The organism is Taklimakanibacter albus (genome assembly GCF_016595235.1).
Lineage (GTDB): Bacteria > Pseudomonadota > Alphaproteobacteria > Rhizobiales > Aestuariivirgaceae > Taklimakanibacter > Taklimakanibacter albus.
Window position 1 is genome coordinate 1495457 of the sequence record NZ_JAENHL010000008.1, and the last position, 14922, is coordinate 1510378.

At 63.5% G+C, this 14922-nt stretch carries 15 protein-coding genes; 6 read left to right on the forward strand and 9 right to left on the reverse strand.

What is annotated here, in order from left to right; all coding sequences use genetic code 11:
- Window positions 1–46: 46 nt before the first annotated feature.
- Genes JHL16_RS30080 through JHL16_RS30100 form a run of 5 tightly spaced genes read left to right on the forward strand, consistent with a single transcriptional unit; the run spans window position 47 to window position 4276 of the window.
- Complete coding sequence (locus JHL16_RS30080; RefSeq protein WP_200188560.1) at window positions 47–838, forward strand: ABC transporter ATP-binding protein; 792 nt, start codon at window positions 47–49, stop codon at window positions 836–838.
- Entirely contained in the window at window positions 839–1615 is a 777-nt protein-coding gene (locus tag JHL16_RS30085) for an SDR family NAD(P)-dependent oxidoreductase (RefSeq protein WP_200188561.1), read from the forward strand.
- Window positions 1615–2355 carry an SDR family NAD(P)-dependent oxidoreductase gene (locus tag JHL16_RS30090; RefSeq protein WP_200188562.1) on the forward strand — a complete coding sequence of 247 codons (741 nt, stop codon included), beginning with the start codon at window positions 1615–1617 and terminating at the stop codon, window positions 2353–2355. Before JHL16_RS30085 ends, JHL16_RS30090 begins: the two co-directional genes overlap by 1 nt.
- 21 nt (window positions 2356–2376) lie before the next feature.
- On the forward strand, window positions 2377–3339 hold the full coding sequence (gene speB, locus JHL16_RS30095; RefSeq protein WP_200188563.1) for an agmatinase: 963 nt from the start codon (window positions 2377–2379) through the stop codon (window positions 3337–3339).
- A 13-nt stretch (window positions 3340–3352) separates the two neighbouring features.
- A complete protein-coding gene (locus JHL16_RS30100; RefSeq protein WP_200188564.1) occupies window positions 3353–4276 on the forward strand; it encodes a polysaccharide deacetylase family protein in 924 nt (307 codons plus the stop codon).
- A gap of 297 nt (window positions 4277–4573) precedes the next feature.
- Here JHL16_RS30100 and JHL16_RS30105 read toward each other — a convergent pair whose 3' ends face one another.
- The 5 genes from JHL16_RS30105 to JHL16_RS30125 all read right to left on the reverse strand — a co-directional run bounded on the left by JHL16_RS30105 (window position 4574) and on the right by JHL16_RS30125 (window position 10567).
- Window positions 4574–5800: a Zn-dependent hydrolase gene (locus JHL16_RS30105; protein ID WP_200188565.1), complete on the reverse strand. Its 1227-nt coding sequence runs from the start codon at window positions 5798–5800 to the stop codon at window positions 4574–4576.
- An 11-nt stretch (window positions 5801–5811) separates the two neighbouring features.
- Complete coding sequence (locus JHL16_RS30110) at window positions 5812–7302, reverse strand: amino acid ABC transporter permease/ATP-binding protein (protein ID WP_200188566.1); 1491 nt, start codon at window positions 7300–7302, stop codon at window positions 5812–5814.
- 13 nt (window positions 7303–7315) lie between these two features.
- Window positions 7316–8131: an ABC transporter substrate-binding protein gene (locus tag JHL16_RS30115; protein ID WP_246771210.1), complete on the reverse strand. Its 816-nt coding sequence runs from the start codon at window positions 8129–8131 to the stop codon at window positions 7316–7318.
- 85 nt (window positions 8132–8216) lie between these two features.
- Complete coding sequence (locus JHL16_RS30120) at window positions 8217–9380, reverse strand: M24 family metallopeptidase (protein ID WP_200188567.1); 1164 nt, start codon at window positions 9378–9380, stop codon at window positions 8217–8219.
- Window positions 9377–10567, reverse strand: a complete 1191-nt coding sequence (locus JHL16_RS30125) for a diaminopropionate ammonia-lyase (RefSeq protein ID WP_200188568.1) — start codon at window positions 10565–10567, stop codon at window positions 9377–9379. Before JHL16_RS30125 ends, JHL16_RS30120 begins: the two co-directional genes overlap by 4 nt.
- A gap of 102 nt (window positions 10568–10669) precedes the next feature.
- Here JHL16_RS30125 and JHL16_RS30130 point away from each other — a divergent pair, with 102 nt between their 5' ends.
- A complete protein-coding gene (locus JHL16_RS30130; RefSeq protein ID WP_200188569.1) occupies window positions 10670–11149 on the forward strand; it encodes an Lrp/AsnC family transcriptional regulator in 480 nt (159 codons plus the stop codon).
- On the opposite strand, the gene JHL16_RS30135 is transcribed toward JHL16_RS30130, so the two are convergent.
- The 4 genes from JHL16_RS30135 to JHL16_RS30150 are packed head-to-tail and all read right to left on the reverse strand — an operon-like array spanning window position 11146 to window position 14922.
- Window positions 11146–11511 carry a nuclear transport factor 2 family protein gene (locus JHL16_RS30135; RefSeq protein WP_246771211.1) on the reverse strand — a complete coding sequence of 122 codons (366 nt, stop codon included), beginning with the start codon at window positions 11509–11511 and terminating at the stop codon, window positions 11146–11148. The two genes, JHL16_RS30130 and JHL16_RS30135, sit on opposite strands and share 4 nt — an antisense overlap.
- A gap of 15 nt (window positions 11512–11526) precedes the next feature.
- Window positions 11527–12834, reverse strand: a complete 1308-nt coding sequence (locus JHL16_RS30140; RefSeq protein WP_200188571.1) for an aminotransferase class III-fold pyridoxal phosphate-dependent enzyme — start codon at window positions 12832–12834, stop codon at window positions 11527–11529.
- 13 nt (window positions 12835–12847) lie between these two features.
- Entirely contained in the window at window positions 12848–14059 is a 1212-nt protein-coding gene (locus JHL16_RS30145; RefSeq protein ID WP_200188572.1) for a M20 family metallopeptidase, read from the reverse strand.
- A 2-nt stretch (window positions 14060–14061) separates the two neighbouring features.
- Complete coding sequence (locus tag JHL16_RS30150; RefSeq protein WP_200188573.1) at window positions 14062–14922, reverse strand: ABC transporter permease; 861 nt, start codon at window positions 14920–14922, stop codon at window positions 14062–14064.

Genomic DNA, 14922 nt, shown 5'->3' on the forward strand with positions numbered 1-14922 from the left:
ACCCTCTCCCCGCTTCGCGGGGCGAGGGTGAAAGAGGAGGCCACGCATGAGCTTTATCCGCATCAGCGACGTCGCCAAGCAGTTCACCACACCTGATGGCGGCACCATTCCGGTGGTGCGGCCGCTTTCGCTCGACATCGAGGAAGGCGAGTTCGTCGTCTTCGTCGGGCCTTCGGGCTGCGGCAAGACCACCGTGATGCGCATGGTGGGCGGGCTCGAGACGCCGACGTCGGGCGAGATCTATCTCAAAGACAAGCTCGTCGAGGGACCGAGCCGCGACAAGGGTATGGTGTTTCAGTCCTATTCGTCCTTTCCCTGGCTCACCGTGCTCGGCAATATCCGTTTCGGCCTCAAATACCGGAGCGACATCTCGGCGGCCGAGAAGGAAAAGATCGCCCGTCATTATCTCGATCTCGTCGGGCTGACGCCTTTCGCCGATTACACGATCAACCGCATATCGGGCGGCATGCGCCAGCGCGTCGCCATCGCGCGCACGCTCGCCGCCAATCCGTTGGTGCTGCTGATGGACGAGCCCTTCGGCGCGCTCGACGCCTTGAGCCGCGAACGGCTGCAGCTCCAGCTCATGGATCTGCGCCGGGCCGAGCGCAAGACCGTCATCTTCGTCACCCATGACGTCGATGAAGCGGTGCTGCTCGCCGACCGCATTGTCGTCTTCTCGAAACGTCCCGCCCGTATCCTCGCCGATATTCCGGTCAGCGCCACGCTGCCCGAGAAGCGCGGGCTCGACATTCTCGATCATTCCGATTTCCGCAAGATCCGCCGCGACGTGCTGGCGCTGATCCGCAATGAAGAACGTAGCATGGAGGCAGCAGAATAAATGGGGGCTTTCGACTTCACAGGCAAAAAGGCGCTCGTGACCGGGGCCAGCCACGGCATAGGCTACGCCGTGGCTGAAGGTTTCGTGCGCGCCGGTGCGGAGGTGACGATCCTGTCGAGCACCGCCGATATCCAGGAGGCCGCCGGGCAGATGACGAAGGCCACCGGCAAGCCGGTCAGGGCCGAAATCTGCGACATCACCGATCGCGCGCAAGTACGCAAATCGGTCGGTGGGCTTGGACCGCTCGACATCCTGATCAACAATGCCGGGCTCGAGCGCCTCACCCCGATGTATGAGGAAGGCGATGAGGTCGAGGCGCTCTTCGCCCGCATCATCGAGATCAATCTCATCGGCACCTATTACGTCACGCGCCAGGCGCTGACCCAGATGCCGGCGGGCTCGAACATCATCATCACCGGCTCGGTCTGGTCGAAAAGCGCAGCACCCGAATTCGCCGCCTATGTGACGTCCAAGCACGGCAATCTCGGCTTCATGCGCGTCCTCGCCAAGGAGCTGGGTCCGCGCAATATCCGGGTGAACGCGGTGTGTCCCGGCTGGGTGAAGACGCGCGCCGCGCTGCGCTCCCTGACCGAAGTCGCGGCGCATGCAGAGATCAGCGAAGACGAAATGCTGAGCCAGATCCTGGCCGGCCAGGCGCTTCCCGGTCTCATGGAGCCCGATGACGTCGCCAATCTCTATCTGTTTCTGGCCTCCGACCTGGCGAAGAACATCACCGGGCAGGCCGTCAATGTCGATCGCGGCGAGGTGATGGCGTAATGGGCATGCTCAACGGAAAACACGCAGTCGTCACCGGCGGCGCCAGCGGCATCGGCCGGGCGATCGCCTTCGCCTTCGCGAAGGAAGGCGGCACCGTCACCATCGCCGATTATGCGAGCGAGGCAAGCATTGCCGACGCCGTCAAGGCGGCGGGCAACGGCGCCCAAGGCCGGCGCGTCAATGTCGCGGATGAGAAGGACGTCGTCCAGCTCTTCGACGCGGTCGGCAAATCGGGCGGCATCGACATTCTCGTCAACTGCGCCGGCATCTTGGTCGAGAAGCCCCTGCTCGAAACCAGCGTCGCCGATTTCGACCGGCAAATCGGCGTCAACCTGAAGGGCGTCTTCCTGGTCGGACGCGAAGCGCTGCGGCTGATGGTGGCGCAGGACCGCGGCGGACGGGTGATCAATATCGCCTCCGAGCTTGCTTATCTCGGGCGCGAGAACTGCTCGCTTTATTGCGCCTCGAAAGGCGGTGTGCTGTCGATGACGCGGTCCTGGGCGCGCGAATTCGCCCCGAAGATTCTGGTCAACACGATCGCCCCCGGCCCGACCGACACGCCGATGCTCGGCATCGAGCAGACCTCGGCCGAGACGCTGGCCCAGGAAACGAACAACCCGCTCGGCCGCCTCGGCCGGCCGGAAGAGATCGCCGCCGCGGCCCTCTTCCTCGCCGGGCCCGGCTCCACCTTCATGACCGGCCAATGCGTCAGCCCCAATGGCGGCGCGGCGATGTTCTAAAGCAGTAACGAGAGGCAGCAAATGAACAAGAAACTCAGCAATGCGGATTTCCAGCCGCTCGATTCAGGCGTGGTGCCGCGCTTCGCCGGCCTGCCGACCTTCATGCGCCTGTCGATCGCGCGTCCCGAGGAGGTCGATATCGCGCTGGTCGGCATTCCCTTCGACGGCGGTACGACCAACCGCACCGGCGCCCGCCATGGCCCGCGCGAGGTCCGCAGCCAGTCGAGCCTGGTGCGCCGCGTCCATCATGTCACCGGCCTGTCGCCCTTCGACAAGGTCAAGGTCGGCGACTGCGGCGATGCGCCGATCAACCCGCTCGATCTCATGGCGACGCTCGACAGCATCACCAGCTTCTACGCCGAAATTCACAAGGCCCGCGCGCGGCCGTTGACGGCGGGCGGGGATCATCTGATCAGCCTGCCGATCCTGCGCGCGCTCGCGACCGACGGTCCGGTCGGCCTGATTCAATTCGACGCCCATTCCGACACCTATGACAGCTTCTTCGGCAGCCGCTTCAATCACGGCACGCCGTTCCGGCGCGCCATCGAGGAAGGCCTGATCGATCCCAAGCGCTTCATCCAGATCGGCATTCGCGGCGCCATTTCCGATGCTGCCAATTACGACTTCGCCCGCGAAGCCGGCGTGCGCATCGTCTTTATCGAGGAATTCGCCGAGCGCGGACCGAAATCGGTGATGAAGGAAGCGCGCGAGCTGGTCGGCAGCGGCCCGACCTATGTCACCTTCGATATCGACGCGCTCGATCCGTGCTTCGCCCCGGGCACCGGCACGCCCGAGATCGGCGGCATCACCACGCGCGAGGCTCAAAGCATGGTGCGCATGCTGGACGGCATCGACATCATCGGCGCCGACATGGTCGAAGTCTCACCACCGCTCGATCCGACCGGCGCCACGGCGCTCGCCGGCGCGACGATGATGTTCGAGCTTCTCTGCGTCATGGCCAACAGCCCCGGCTTCAAATCATAGAGGTGCGATAGCAATGATCCGCAATCCCATTCCCTGGCCCAATGGCGCCAAATGCGCCGCCTGCCTCACCTTCGACATGGATGCCGACAGCCTGATCCATGTCGACTATCCGACCGATGGCCATAACCGCGTCTCGGCCATCTCGATGCTGCGCTATGGGCCGACGGTCGCGGTGCCGCGCATCACCGACACCTATAAGCAGCTCGGCATCCGCCAGACCTTCTTCGTGCCGGCCTGGTGCATCGAGCAATATCCTGAAGCCGTCGAAGCCATTCTCAAAGGCGACAACGAGATCGGCCATCATTCCTATATCCACGAGAATCCGCTCGATCAGACGCGCGCCGACGAGGCGCACTGGCTCGATGTCGGCATCGAGGTGATCGAGCGCGCCACCGGCAAGAAGCCGCGCGGCTGGCGGGCCCCGCTCTATAATTTCTCGGCCAATTCGATCGATCTCCTGCTCGAGCGCGGCTTCGTCTATGACGCCTCCCTGATGGGCGACGACATTCCCTATGTGATCAAGAGTCGGGTCGACGGGCGCACGTTGATCGAACTGCCGGCACATTGGGGTGTCGATGACTGGCCGCAATGGGTGCAGTCCTTCGATCTCCATTACATGATGCCGGTCAGGGCGCCGCGCCAAGGCTTCGAGATCTATAAGCAGGAGTTCGAGGCGGCTTATGAATATGGCGGCCTGTGGATGCCGGTCGTCCATCCCTTCGCCACCGGCCGTCTGGCGCGCTGGCATGTCTTCGCCGAGTTCCTGGAGAAGCTGGTCGCCCAGGGCGATGTCTGGTTCGCGCCTCTGGAAGAGATCGCTGCCCATGTGAAGACGCTCATCGACCAGGGCAAATATTCACCGCGCGTCGAGACGATCCCGCAATATGACGAGCCGATCGGGCGTGTCCTGCCGCGCGGGCGCCCGAGAGGGCGATGAGAGGAGCTCGTCTATTCCCCTCACCCTGAGGTGCCCGGCGAAGCCGGGCCTCGAAGGGTCTCTCGCAACGAACTCACTCTATCCTGATGGATGCTTCTCGCTGCGCTTGCACCTCAGCATGAGGGGTTTGGGGAAATGTACTCTTGCTGTCACGGACGGGCGCGTGCCATGGGAAATACCAGGGCCACGCGCCCCGCTGTTGTTTTTGAATTTCTGAAATTCCCTGCAGATCCCTGCTGATCCGCTGCTCTTCCCCTGCTAATCCGCTGCAGAAATTCCGCTGCTATTCCGCTGCTCTCAGCGAAAGGCCAAGGTCCGCACCACATCGAGGAGCACATTGGCACCGGCCACGAGATCGGCATCGGGCGTCAGTTCCTTGGGATTGTGACTGATGCCGCCAATACTTGGCACGAAGATCATCGCGGCGGGCGTGATGCGTGAGATCATCTGCGCGTCATGCCCGGCGCCCGAGGTCATGCGGCGCACCGAATGGCCGCGCGCCTTCGCCGCCATCTCGATCTCAGCGACCAGGTCCTGGTCGAAGACGACGGGCTCGAAACGGGCAAGGCGCTCGACCGTGACCGTGATGCCTTCGAGCTTGGCCAGATGATCAGCCAACGCCTTTTCATGCGCCTTGAGGCTCGCCTCGTCGGGATCACGGAGATCGACGGTGAAGACGGCACGGGCCGGGATGACATTGATGGCATTGGGCTCAAAAGCGATGGTGCCGACCGTCGCCACCGTGCCGGTCTTGGACGCTCTGGCGCGCGCCTGCAGGAAGGTGATCACCGACGCGGCCGCGGCGCCGGCGTCGTGGCGCATCGTCATCGGCGTCGTGCCGGCATGATTGGCGACGCCGTCGAGTATGATGCGCTGCCAGGAAATGCCTTGCAGGTTTTCGACGGCCCCGATCGCCACGCCTTCGCGTTCCAGCACCGGTCCCTGCTCGATATGCAGCTCGATATAGGCGGCCGGCCGCGCGACTTCATCGCTGCCCGCATAACCGATACGCGCCAGCTCCTCGCCGAGGATCTTGCCGTCAGTGCCGCGCGCCGCCAGCGCCTCTTCCGGCGTTATGCCGCCGGCGAAGCAGAGCGAGCCCAGCATATCAGGTGAAAAACGTACGCCCTCCTCATTGGTGAAGGCGGCGACGACCACGGGTCGCTTCGGTGTGAGGCCCGCTTCCTTCAAGGTCGCCACCACTTCGAGCCCGGCCAGCACGCCATAACAGCCGTCATAGATGCCGGCATCGATCACCGTGTCGATATGCGAGCCCAGCATCAAAGGCGCCTCTTGCGCATTCTCGGGCTCGCTCCACAGCGCGAAGATATTGCCGATCCGGTCCACCTTGACCGCGAGGCCGGAGGCCTTGGCCCAGGCGACGAACCGGTCGCGGCCCAGCCTGTCGGCATCGGATGCGGCGAGCCGGATGAGCCGGCCTTCACCGTCACGGCCGATCTCGCCCAATTGCTTGAGGCGGGCCAGGAGACGGTCAGGGTCGATCGTGAGATTGGTGAGGGCCATGCGCCATTCTCCTACAAACGCACGAAATCGGCCAGCCGGTCGCCCCGCGCCACTTGCCGGCGCAGCTCATCGGGTGACCCATTGAAGGCGATGCGGCCCTTTTCCATGAAGACGACGCGGTCGGAGACGTCGAGCGCGAATTTCATCTCATGGGTGACGATGACCATGGTCCGGCCCGACTTCGCCAGATCGGCGATGATGCGCAGGACCTCGCCGACCGTCTCAGGATCGAGCGCCGAGGTCGGCTCGTCGAAAAGCAGCACCAGCGGCTCCATGGCGAGCGCCCGGGCGATGGCGACACGCTGCTGCTGGCCGCCCGACAATTGATGCGGATATTTGTTCTCATGCATGAGCATGCCGACCTGATCGAGCAGCAGACGCGCTTTCGCCTCGGTCTCCGGCCGGCCGCCGCGCTTGTGATAGAGCGGCGCCATCATGACATTGTCGAGAACGGTCTTGTGCGGGAAGAGATTGAAGCTCTGGAACACCATGCCGATTTCCAGCATCTCATGCTTGAGCTTCGGCAGCTTCAGGCTCTCCTCGCTCCCGGCCAGGATGGCGACGCCATGGAGATGCACCACGCCGCGATTGAGGGCTTCAAGACCATTCAAGGAGCGGATCAAGGTCGTCTTGCCGGAGCCCGACGGTCCGATGATCGACACCACCTCGCCTTGCTTTACCGCCAGCGAGAGGTCGCTGAAAACGGTGCTTTCACCGAAACGTTTCTCGCCACGCTCGAGGCTGATGGCCGGCTGCTGCGATGAAGCGGTGAATTGTGTCGCCGCCACCGCTTGCCCGTCAGCCGGCGCCGTCGACAATTCCGCCTCTTTCTTGGAGAAATCGAGACGCTTCTCGAGCAGCTTGAGCAGACGGTCGAAGACGGTGACGATCAGTACATAATAGAAGGCGACCGCCAGCATCGTCTCCATGACCTTGAAGTTCTGCGTGTAATAACGCTGGCCGACGAGAAGAATTTCCGACAGCGAGATCACCGAGACGAGTGAGGTCAATTTGACGATCGAGACGAATTCATTGCCAAGCGCCGGCAGCGCGATGCGCAAGGCCTGCGGAATGACGATCAGGCGCTGGATGCCGAGCTTGCCCAGCCCCAGCACACGGCCCGCTTCATATTGGCCGCGATTGACCGCCATCAGCGCGCCGCGATGGATCTCGGCGATATAGGCCGTCTCGCTCAGCACCAGAGCGATGAGGCCGGAGACGAAAGGCAGGGACAGAAAAGCGCCGGTCGAGGGGAAGGCCTGCGGCAGGTTGTAGACGAAGATCAGGAGCACCAGCAGCGGCAGGCTGCGGAAGAACCAGATATAGGCCGAGGCGAGCCGGCTCACCGGCGCATAAGGAGACTGGCGCGCCAACGCGACGAGGAAACCCAGCACGACGCTCAACGCCCAGGCGGCCAGGCTCAATTCGACGACGAGCAGTGTCGCCTTCCAGAAGTCGCGGCTCCAGAAGAGCCGCAACAGATAGGTCCAATCGAATTCCATGAGATCTCAGGCCTCACTCGGTCAGAGATTTCTGGATTTCTTCCGGGGTCGGCATGGCGAGATTGTATTTCTTGAGGAGCTTGTCGTAGTCGCCTGACGCAATGAGCCCTTTGAGCTCGGCGTCGACCCGCTCGGCCAGAGCGCTGTTGCCCTTCTTGACCGCGATGCCCATCACGATCGGGAAGAGGATCTCGTCGGAAGTGATACGCAGACGATCGCCGCCCGCCGTGGTAACGGCCGCCTGCGAGACGCCGGCATCGTCGAAGACGACATCGACGCCGCGCGAGAACAAGGCCTGTACCGCTTCCGCTGAGGTCGCATATTCCTGCACCTGGATGGGAGATGAGGCGCAGCTCGCATCCGACACTTTCTGAAGCTCCGGCACCCAGGCGGCGCCTTTCAGATTGCCTACCCTTTTGCCACACAATTCTTCCGGCTTCTTGGGCGCGAAGCTGTCATCCCCCCGCACCATCAGCGAGCCGCCGGTCTTGGCATAGGGGATATAGTCGACAACCTTGGCGCGGGCGGGCGTCACGTAAAGCGCCGAGGCGATCATGTCGTAACGCTGTGCCTGGAGGCCTGAGATCAGATTGGCGAAACGTGTATCGACGAATTTCACCGAAAGACCGAGCTTCGGCGCGATCAGCGCCATGACATCGGCATCGAGGCCCTTGGTCTCGCCATCCTCGATATAGTCATAGGGCGGATAGACCTGGTCGGAGCCGATCAGCAATGTGCCCTTCTCGATCGTCTCCAGTTCGGCCGCGTGAGCGCCGGCAATACCGAGCAGCAATGTCGCAGCGCACAGAAGGCTCTTCATCAGTTTCATATTTCACTCCCTTGCTCTTATGATTTCAGACAGCGCTTCGCCTTCGCCCAATTGCTCGGACGCTGACATTCTCGATACGCTTCGCTCAGCAGATGACCGGCAGCTCGCGCGGCGCCCGCTTGGTCAGGAGACGCGGGCCATCCCTGGTCACCGCGATATTCTCCTCATGCACGATCATCTTGCCCGGCGCGTATTCCATGCCGGGCTCGATGGTGAGAACCATGTTCTCGACGATCAGGGTGCCGTCGCCCAAACGGTGCGACGGCGGCTCGGTGAGCTGCATGCCGAGGCCATGTCCCAGGCGGCCGACATTGTTGCCGATGGCGCCCGCCGCCTCGATGATCGTCGCCATGGCGCGCCAGACATCATCGGTCTTGGCGCCCGGCACCGCGGCGGCGATGCCCGCCTCGGTGGCGAGCCACAAGGCCTCATGCACGCGTTTGGCGTCGTCCGACACCTGGCCCACCGCATAATTGCGATCGAAGTCGCAGAAATAGCCATCGAAGGTCGAGCCGGTATCGATGAACAGGATGTCACCCTTTTCGATCAGGCGGTCATGCGGGCCGCAGACGATCTGGGCGACGCCGCCCGGCCCCGATATGGCAGGCATGAAGGGCGTCGAATCCGCACCGCGGCGCGCGATATCGATGCGCAATTTGCGCACAATCTCACGTTCGCTCTCGCCGATCGAAATCTGCGAAGGCAGCGCCTCATAGGCGTCGCTGGCGATCTGGCAGATGTAATGGATATGAGCAATCTCGGTTTCGGTCTTGACCATTCGGATCTCCCAGATGCAGGGCGATCCGTTTTCGAGGCTCAAGCCCAAGCTGCCGCGCAGCTGGAGGAACTCGGCGACCGGCATGCGCAAGGCCATTTCGCGCCCCATCTCGGCGCCGACCTTGCCATGTTTGCGCGGCAGGCTTTCGATCGTCGATTTGAGCAGCGACAGGCCGTCATCCTCAGGGTTCGGCGCCGCCCAGGTGCGGATGTCCTTGATCCAGGTGAGCGCCATTTCCGGCGCGCCGATTTCCGGGATCACCGCGATCGGTGCGCCCTCGCGCGGCACGACGACGAACCAGGGTCGTGTCGGGCTTTCCCAGAATTGCGAGTCGAAGCCGGTGAAATAACGCACATTGGGAGGTGCAGTGAGAAGCAGCGCATCGAAGCCATGACGGTCCATGATCTTCTGCGCGCGTGCCGTGCGTTTCTCGAATTCGGCGGCCGTGAAGCCGCGCTGCGGGATCTTCAATGAATTATCCTTTCGGGAGAGAAGCCGACGATCGCTTCATAGGAGGCGGGATCGGTGGCAGTTTCGGTGTTGATGACGAGGACGCGACTATCTTTATCGAGCTTGATCGCCGCGCGAGCGTCCTTATCGCCCACGATCGCCAGAAGCCCGGCAAGGCCCGCGGCGCCACTTTCGCCGGCGACGACCGGCGGATCGCCGGCTTTGGGGAAAGCCAGCGCCCGCATGGCCTGCTTCGCGTCTTCTTCCGAGACGGTCATGAAGGCGTCGGCGGTCTTTTCCAGGATGCGCCAGGCGATGAGCGAGGGCGTGAAGCATTCGAGCATGGCCATCACCGTCGGCTCACCCGGCGTGACGCTGACCAGCTTGCCTGCTCTGGCACTGGCGATGACGCAGGCGGCGCGGTCCGGCTCGACGATGATGGTGACGGGTTTGGCGGCGCCGAGACGGTCGGCCAGATAACCGGCGATGCTGCCGGCGAAACCGCCGACACCCGCCTGCAGGAAGACATGGGTCGGTGGCGCCTGCATCTGCTGAAGCGCCTCATCGCTAAGGATCGTGTAGCCCTGCCCCACAAAGGCGGGTGTTTCCTCATAGCCAGGCCAGGACGTATCGGAGACGAGATGCCATCCCTTCTCCTGAGCGGCACGTTCCGATTCAGTGACCGAGTCGTCATAGGAACCAAGCACGCGCACGATCTCATCGGCGCCCAGCGCCTGGGTGCGCGCGTCCGATACGCCTTGATGCACGAAGATCACCGAGCGGCAGCCGAGGAGGCGCGCGCCGGCCGCGACCGACTTGCCGTGATTGCCGTCGGTGGCGCAGCAGACCGTGACGGTTCGCGCGAATTCTCTGGCCGTCGGCGACAGGAGCTGGGCGACGCTCACCTCACCACCGAGATGGGCTTCGAGCAGCCGCTTGAACAGGACCATCACCGCATAGGCGCCGCCCAGCGCCTTGAAGCTGCCCTGGCCGAGGCGCAGCGCCTCGTTCTTGAGAAAGAGCTGGCCGACGTCTGCCTCCGCGGCGATCCCCGGCAGTGCGATCAGTGGTGTCGTTTCGATCGGCCCCCAGAGGCCCAGAAAGGGGCGGACGAGGTCCGGGGCGCTGCGGCCGACGGTAGCCCGGTCGGCCTCGCTCAGAGGCGAACCGAAGGCCGGTAGTGTGTTGAGATGTACTCTATTGCTCATGTGTCGAGAGAATATTGCAAGATACTCGAGGATTGCGCTTGATTTTGCGCCATTCTCTGCAAAGAAATCTCGTCAAAGCCGTAAGATGCGAGAAAGACCTGCATGGCCCGACACCCGCAACCCGTGGCGCTCGACGATTTCGACCTGAAGATCTTGAATGTCGTCCAGCTCGACAATCAGATGCCGCAGCGGATCATCGCCGAGCGCATCGGCCTGTCGGCGCCGGCGGTGGCGCGCCGGCTGCAAAACTTGCGCGAGATGGGCGTCATCGCGCGCGACATCGCGGTGCTCGACGAGACGGCGGTCGGCCGGCCTTTGACCATCGTGGTCGAGGTCACCACCGAAAATGAGCGGCTCGACCTCCTCGATACGATGAAGGAGCGTTTCCTCGCCTGCCCGCAGGTCCGCCAGTGTTATTACGTCACCGGCGATATGGATTTCATCCTGATCATGAATGTCAGGGACATGGAGGAATATACCGAGCTCACCCGCGCGCTTTTCTTCGAAGGCGGCAATGTGAAGAGCTTCCGGACCTGCGTCTCGATGGAGAACGTCAAGACGAATGGCCCGGTGCCCCTCTAGCTGACCAGATCGAAATGCCAGACCTTGGCGATGATGCGCCAGGCGCCGTCGATCCTGATGAAAGTCAGATCGTCGGTGAAGAACTTGGGATGATAGGCATTCCTGAGCCGCGCATGCGCCGTGGTCGGGCTCGCCTCGACGAGGCTCACGATCTCATCCCGGCGTGTATCGCCGCGTGAGGCGGGCGATGGCCGGCCCAGCACGATGTCGAGATATTGCGCGAGGCTGAGGGCGGTCAGCTGACCACCCGTCGCCGAAAAGAGCCGCGCCTCGGGATGGAACACCTCGCGGAACAGATCCGTGTCGCCCTGATAGAGCCCATCGAGATAGGTCTGCACCGCCTTGCGGAGATCACTGCTCATATGCATCACCTTTCCTCAAGCCGCCGCGCGGGCATATTCATCATCGGCAAGCTCGAGACCGTGATCGAGCGCCGCCAGCAGGTCGTCGATGTCACGATCGGTGCTCACCATCGGCGGGCACAGGAACAGCGAGGTCTGCTCGCCGCTGGTGCCGATCACGGCGCCCGCCTCCAAGGCCCGCGCGGCGACGCGCGAAGCGACCGGCGGCTCGATCGTGTCGGCATACCAGTTGCGCCAGTCCGGCCCATGCAGCTCGACCGTCCAATGCAGGCCGAAGCCATCCATGCGGCTGACGCTCGGATGTTTCTGGGCGACCGCCATCAGGCCCTTTTCGAGCCGCTCGGCGATGTCGCGCGAACGGGCGAGCAGCTTGTCGCGCTGAACCACCCGCAAATAAGCGCGGATGCAGGAGACCGCCATCGGATGCGCCCGGAAGGTGCTGTAGGTCTGCCAGCTCTTGTCCTTGAGCTCGGCGACGAGATCCTTCGACAGCACGACGGCGCCGGCGGGCGACGAGCCGCCGGCAAGGCATTTGCCGAGCGTCACCATGTCGGGCCGGGTCTTGCCGCCCTGAAAGCCGAACCAGCGGCCGCTGCGGCCAAGTCCGGTCACCACTTCATCGGCGATCCACAGCGAGCCCGCCTTGCGCGCGGCGTCGGCGACGAGATCCTGATAGGCCGCGTCATAATAAATGCCGCCCTGGGTATAATCGATGAGGGTCGCCGCCGTGTCGGAGAGCGTCGTCTCGACACCCGCGAGGCGCTCGGCCAGAGGTCTTTTGTCGTCGATGACGCCGTATTTCGCGTTGAGGGGTGCGGGAATGACACGCACCGGCACCGGATTGGGCACCGGCCGCGAGCCGCCGCCCTGAATGGCGAGGCCGCCATGCCAATGCGGCTGCACCGTCATCTGGCGTGCCAGGCCTGCCATGCCGTGATAGGCGCGCTCGCGGGTCGCAAGCGGCGTGCGGCCGGTCATCGCCTGCGACAGCGTAAGGGCGAGATCATTCGCCTCGCTGCCGCTCAGGAAGAAACGCACCGCACCAACCCAGCTCTTCTCGTCTGCGAAGGCGATGTCGATCAGGTCCTCGGCCGCCTTCTCACGCTCAGCCCAGAACCAGCCTTCATTGATGACCGGATTCTCGGCCGCCTTGTGGATGGCCTCGACCATGTCGGGATGGGCATGGCCCAAAGGCCCGCCGGTGGTGCTGCCATCGATGACCTTGCGGCCGTCATCGAGGATGAAGCGCACGCCTTCGCCGCCTACGACCTTGACCAAGGGTTCCTTGCCGGCATTGAGGCCGGTCTGAAGAAGTCTGCTCATTCTACGTGTCCTTTCAGGTTGGTGCCGAGGCGACGCCGCAGACGCGCAGGATGAAGCGCGTCCAGATCCGGCAGGTCTCGGTCAGATCTTCGATGAGGATGTGCTCGTCGGGCGTATGCGCCCATTTCTCATTGCCCGGGCCCAGGCCCACAGTCGGAATGCCGGCCCGGCACATGAAGGTGCCATTGACGCCGAAACGCCAGGCGGCCGGAGCGTTGTCCTTTCCCGTAGCGCTCTGCCGCGCCGCGAGTGCCGCCGCGACGACCGGATTATCGGGTGCCACATACATCAGCGGATAGTGAGTCATCAGTCGGAAGTCGTAACGGAAGCCGGGAACGCTTTGCGCCAATTGGTCGATCAACGCGCGCAGCTCGGCTTCGCAGCTTTCCGCCGTTTCGCCCCGCACATAACGGCGGTCCACGCGCACGATGCAGCGGTCCGGCACGACGGCGGTGCCGTTGTCGGGCGTGGTGCGCACTGAAATGACGGTCACGGTGGCGGGGCCCAGAAGCTCGTCGGTGCCAAGGCGGCCGGCATAGGCCTCGAGCGCTTTCAGCAAAGGCACCGCCTGGAAAGCGGCATTGAGACCGTTACCGGGCTCGGAGGCATGCGAGGTGCGGCCATGCACCTCGAGCTCGACATCGATCTTGCCGCGATGGCCGATATGGACATGGCCGCGTGATGATTCCGTGTTGAGGCCGTAATCGGCACGTATGCCACGCTCGATGACGGAGACGACGCCGGTCGGTGAATCAACTTCCTCGGCGACATCGGCGACGAAGACGATGTCGCCATTGAGATTGATTCCGGCCTGCCGGATGGCTGCGACCGCATAGGCGCTCGCCATGACATTGCATTTCATGTCGCAGGTGCCGCGGCCATAGATCGCCTGGCCCGTTTCGCCCCAGCGCGCCGCATCGACGATGGCGCCAGAATGCGGATCCGCCATCTCGCCCGCCGGCACGTGATCGATATGGCCATTGATCATCAAGGATGGCCCATTGCCGGCGCCGCGCAGGCGGCCGACGACATTGCCATTGCCGTCGATCTCGACCTCGTCGAAACCGAGCTTGCGCAGATGTGCCGCATAGACCAAGCCGACCGCCTGCTCCTCATAGGAAAGGCTCGGCACGCGAATGACCTCCTGGCAGGCGGCGATCATGCCGTCCCTGTCGAGCGCCTGATCGACCCTGGCTTCGAGGTCGGGTTTCACTGCGATATTCATGTCTAGTCCTTGTAAGTGGAGGCACGCGCCGCTTCGTTGCGCCGGCGGATCATCTCGGCGAAGAGCAGCAGCAGGAAGGAAGCGACGATGAGCAGTGTCGCCGCGGCGAGAATGGTCGGGCTCAATTGCTCGCGGATGCCGCTCCACATCTGGCGCGGCACGGTGCGCTGGTCGACGCTCGCCAGGAACATGACAACCACCACCTCGTCGAGCGAGGTGATGAAGGCGAAAAGCCCGCCCGATATGACGCCCGGCGCGATCGCCGGCAGCGTCACCTTCCGGAATGTATGGACCGGCCCGGCGCCCAGGCTTGCGGCGGCGCGCACCAGGTTCCAGTCGAAGCCGGACAGAGTGGCGAGCACGGTCGTCACCACGAAGGGCGCCCCCAGCATCGCATGGGCGAGGATGAGGCCGGTCAGGGTCTGGGCGAGACCGATGGCGGTGAAGAAGAAGTAGAGCGCAGCGGCGACGATGACGATCGGGATGATCATCGGCGAGAGCAGCAGGATCATCACCGAGGCCCGGAGCGCCGGCTTCAGCTTGGCGAGCCCCAGCGCCGCCACAGTGCCCAAGGTCGTGGCGATGAGGGTTGCGCCGACAGCGACGAACAGGCTGTTGCGGAAGGCGGCCGCCCATTGCGGATTGGTGAAGAGCTCGCGGTACCAGCGCAGTGAGAAAGCCTCGGGCGACAGCGACAGCATTTCACGGGTGAAGGTGAAATAGGCTTCCGCATTGAAGGACAGCGGCACCACGATGACGAGCGGCAGGATGAGGAAGGCAAAGATGGCAAGGCAGAGGCCGGAAAAGACGACATGCCATAGTCTTTCAAGCGGGCCAGCGGTGGGGCTCACGGGGAGGAACAT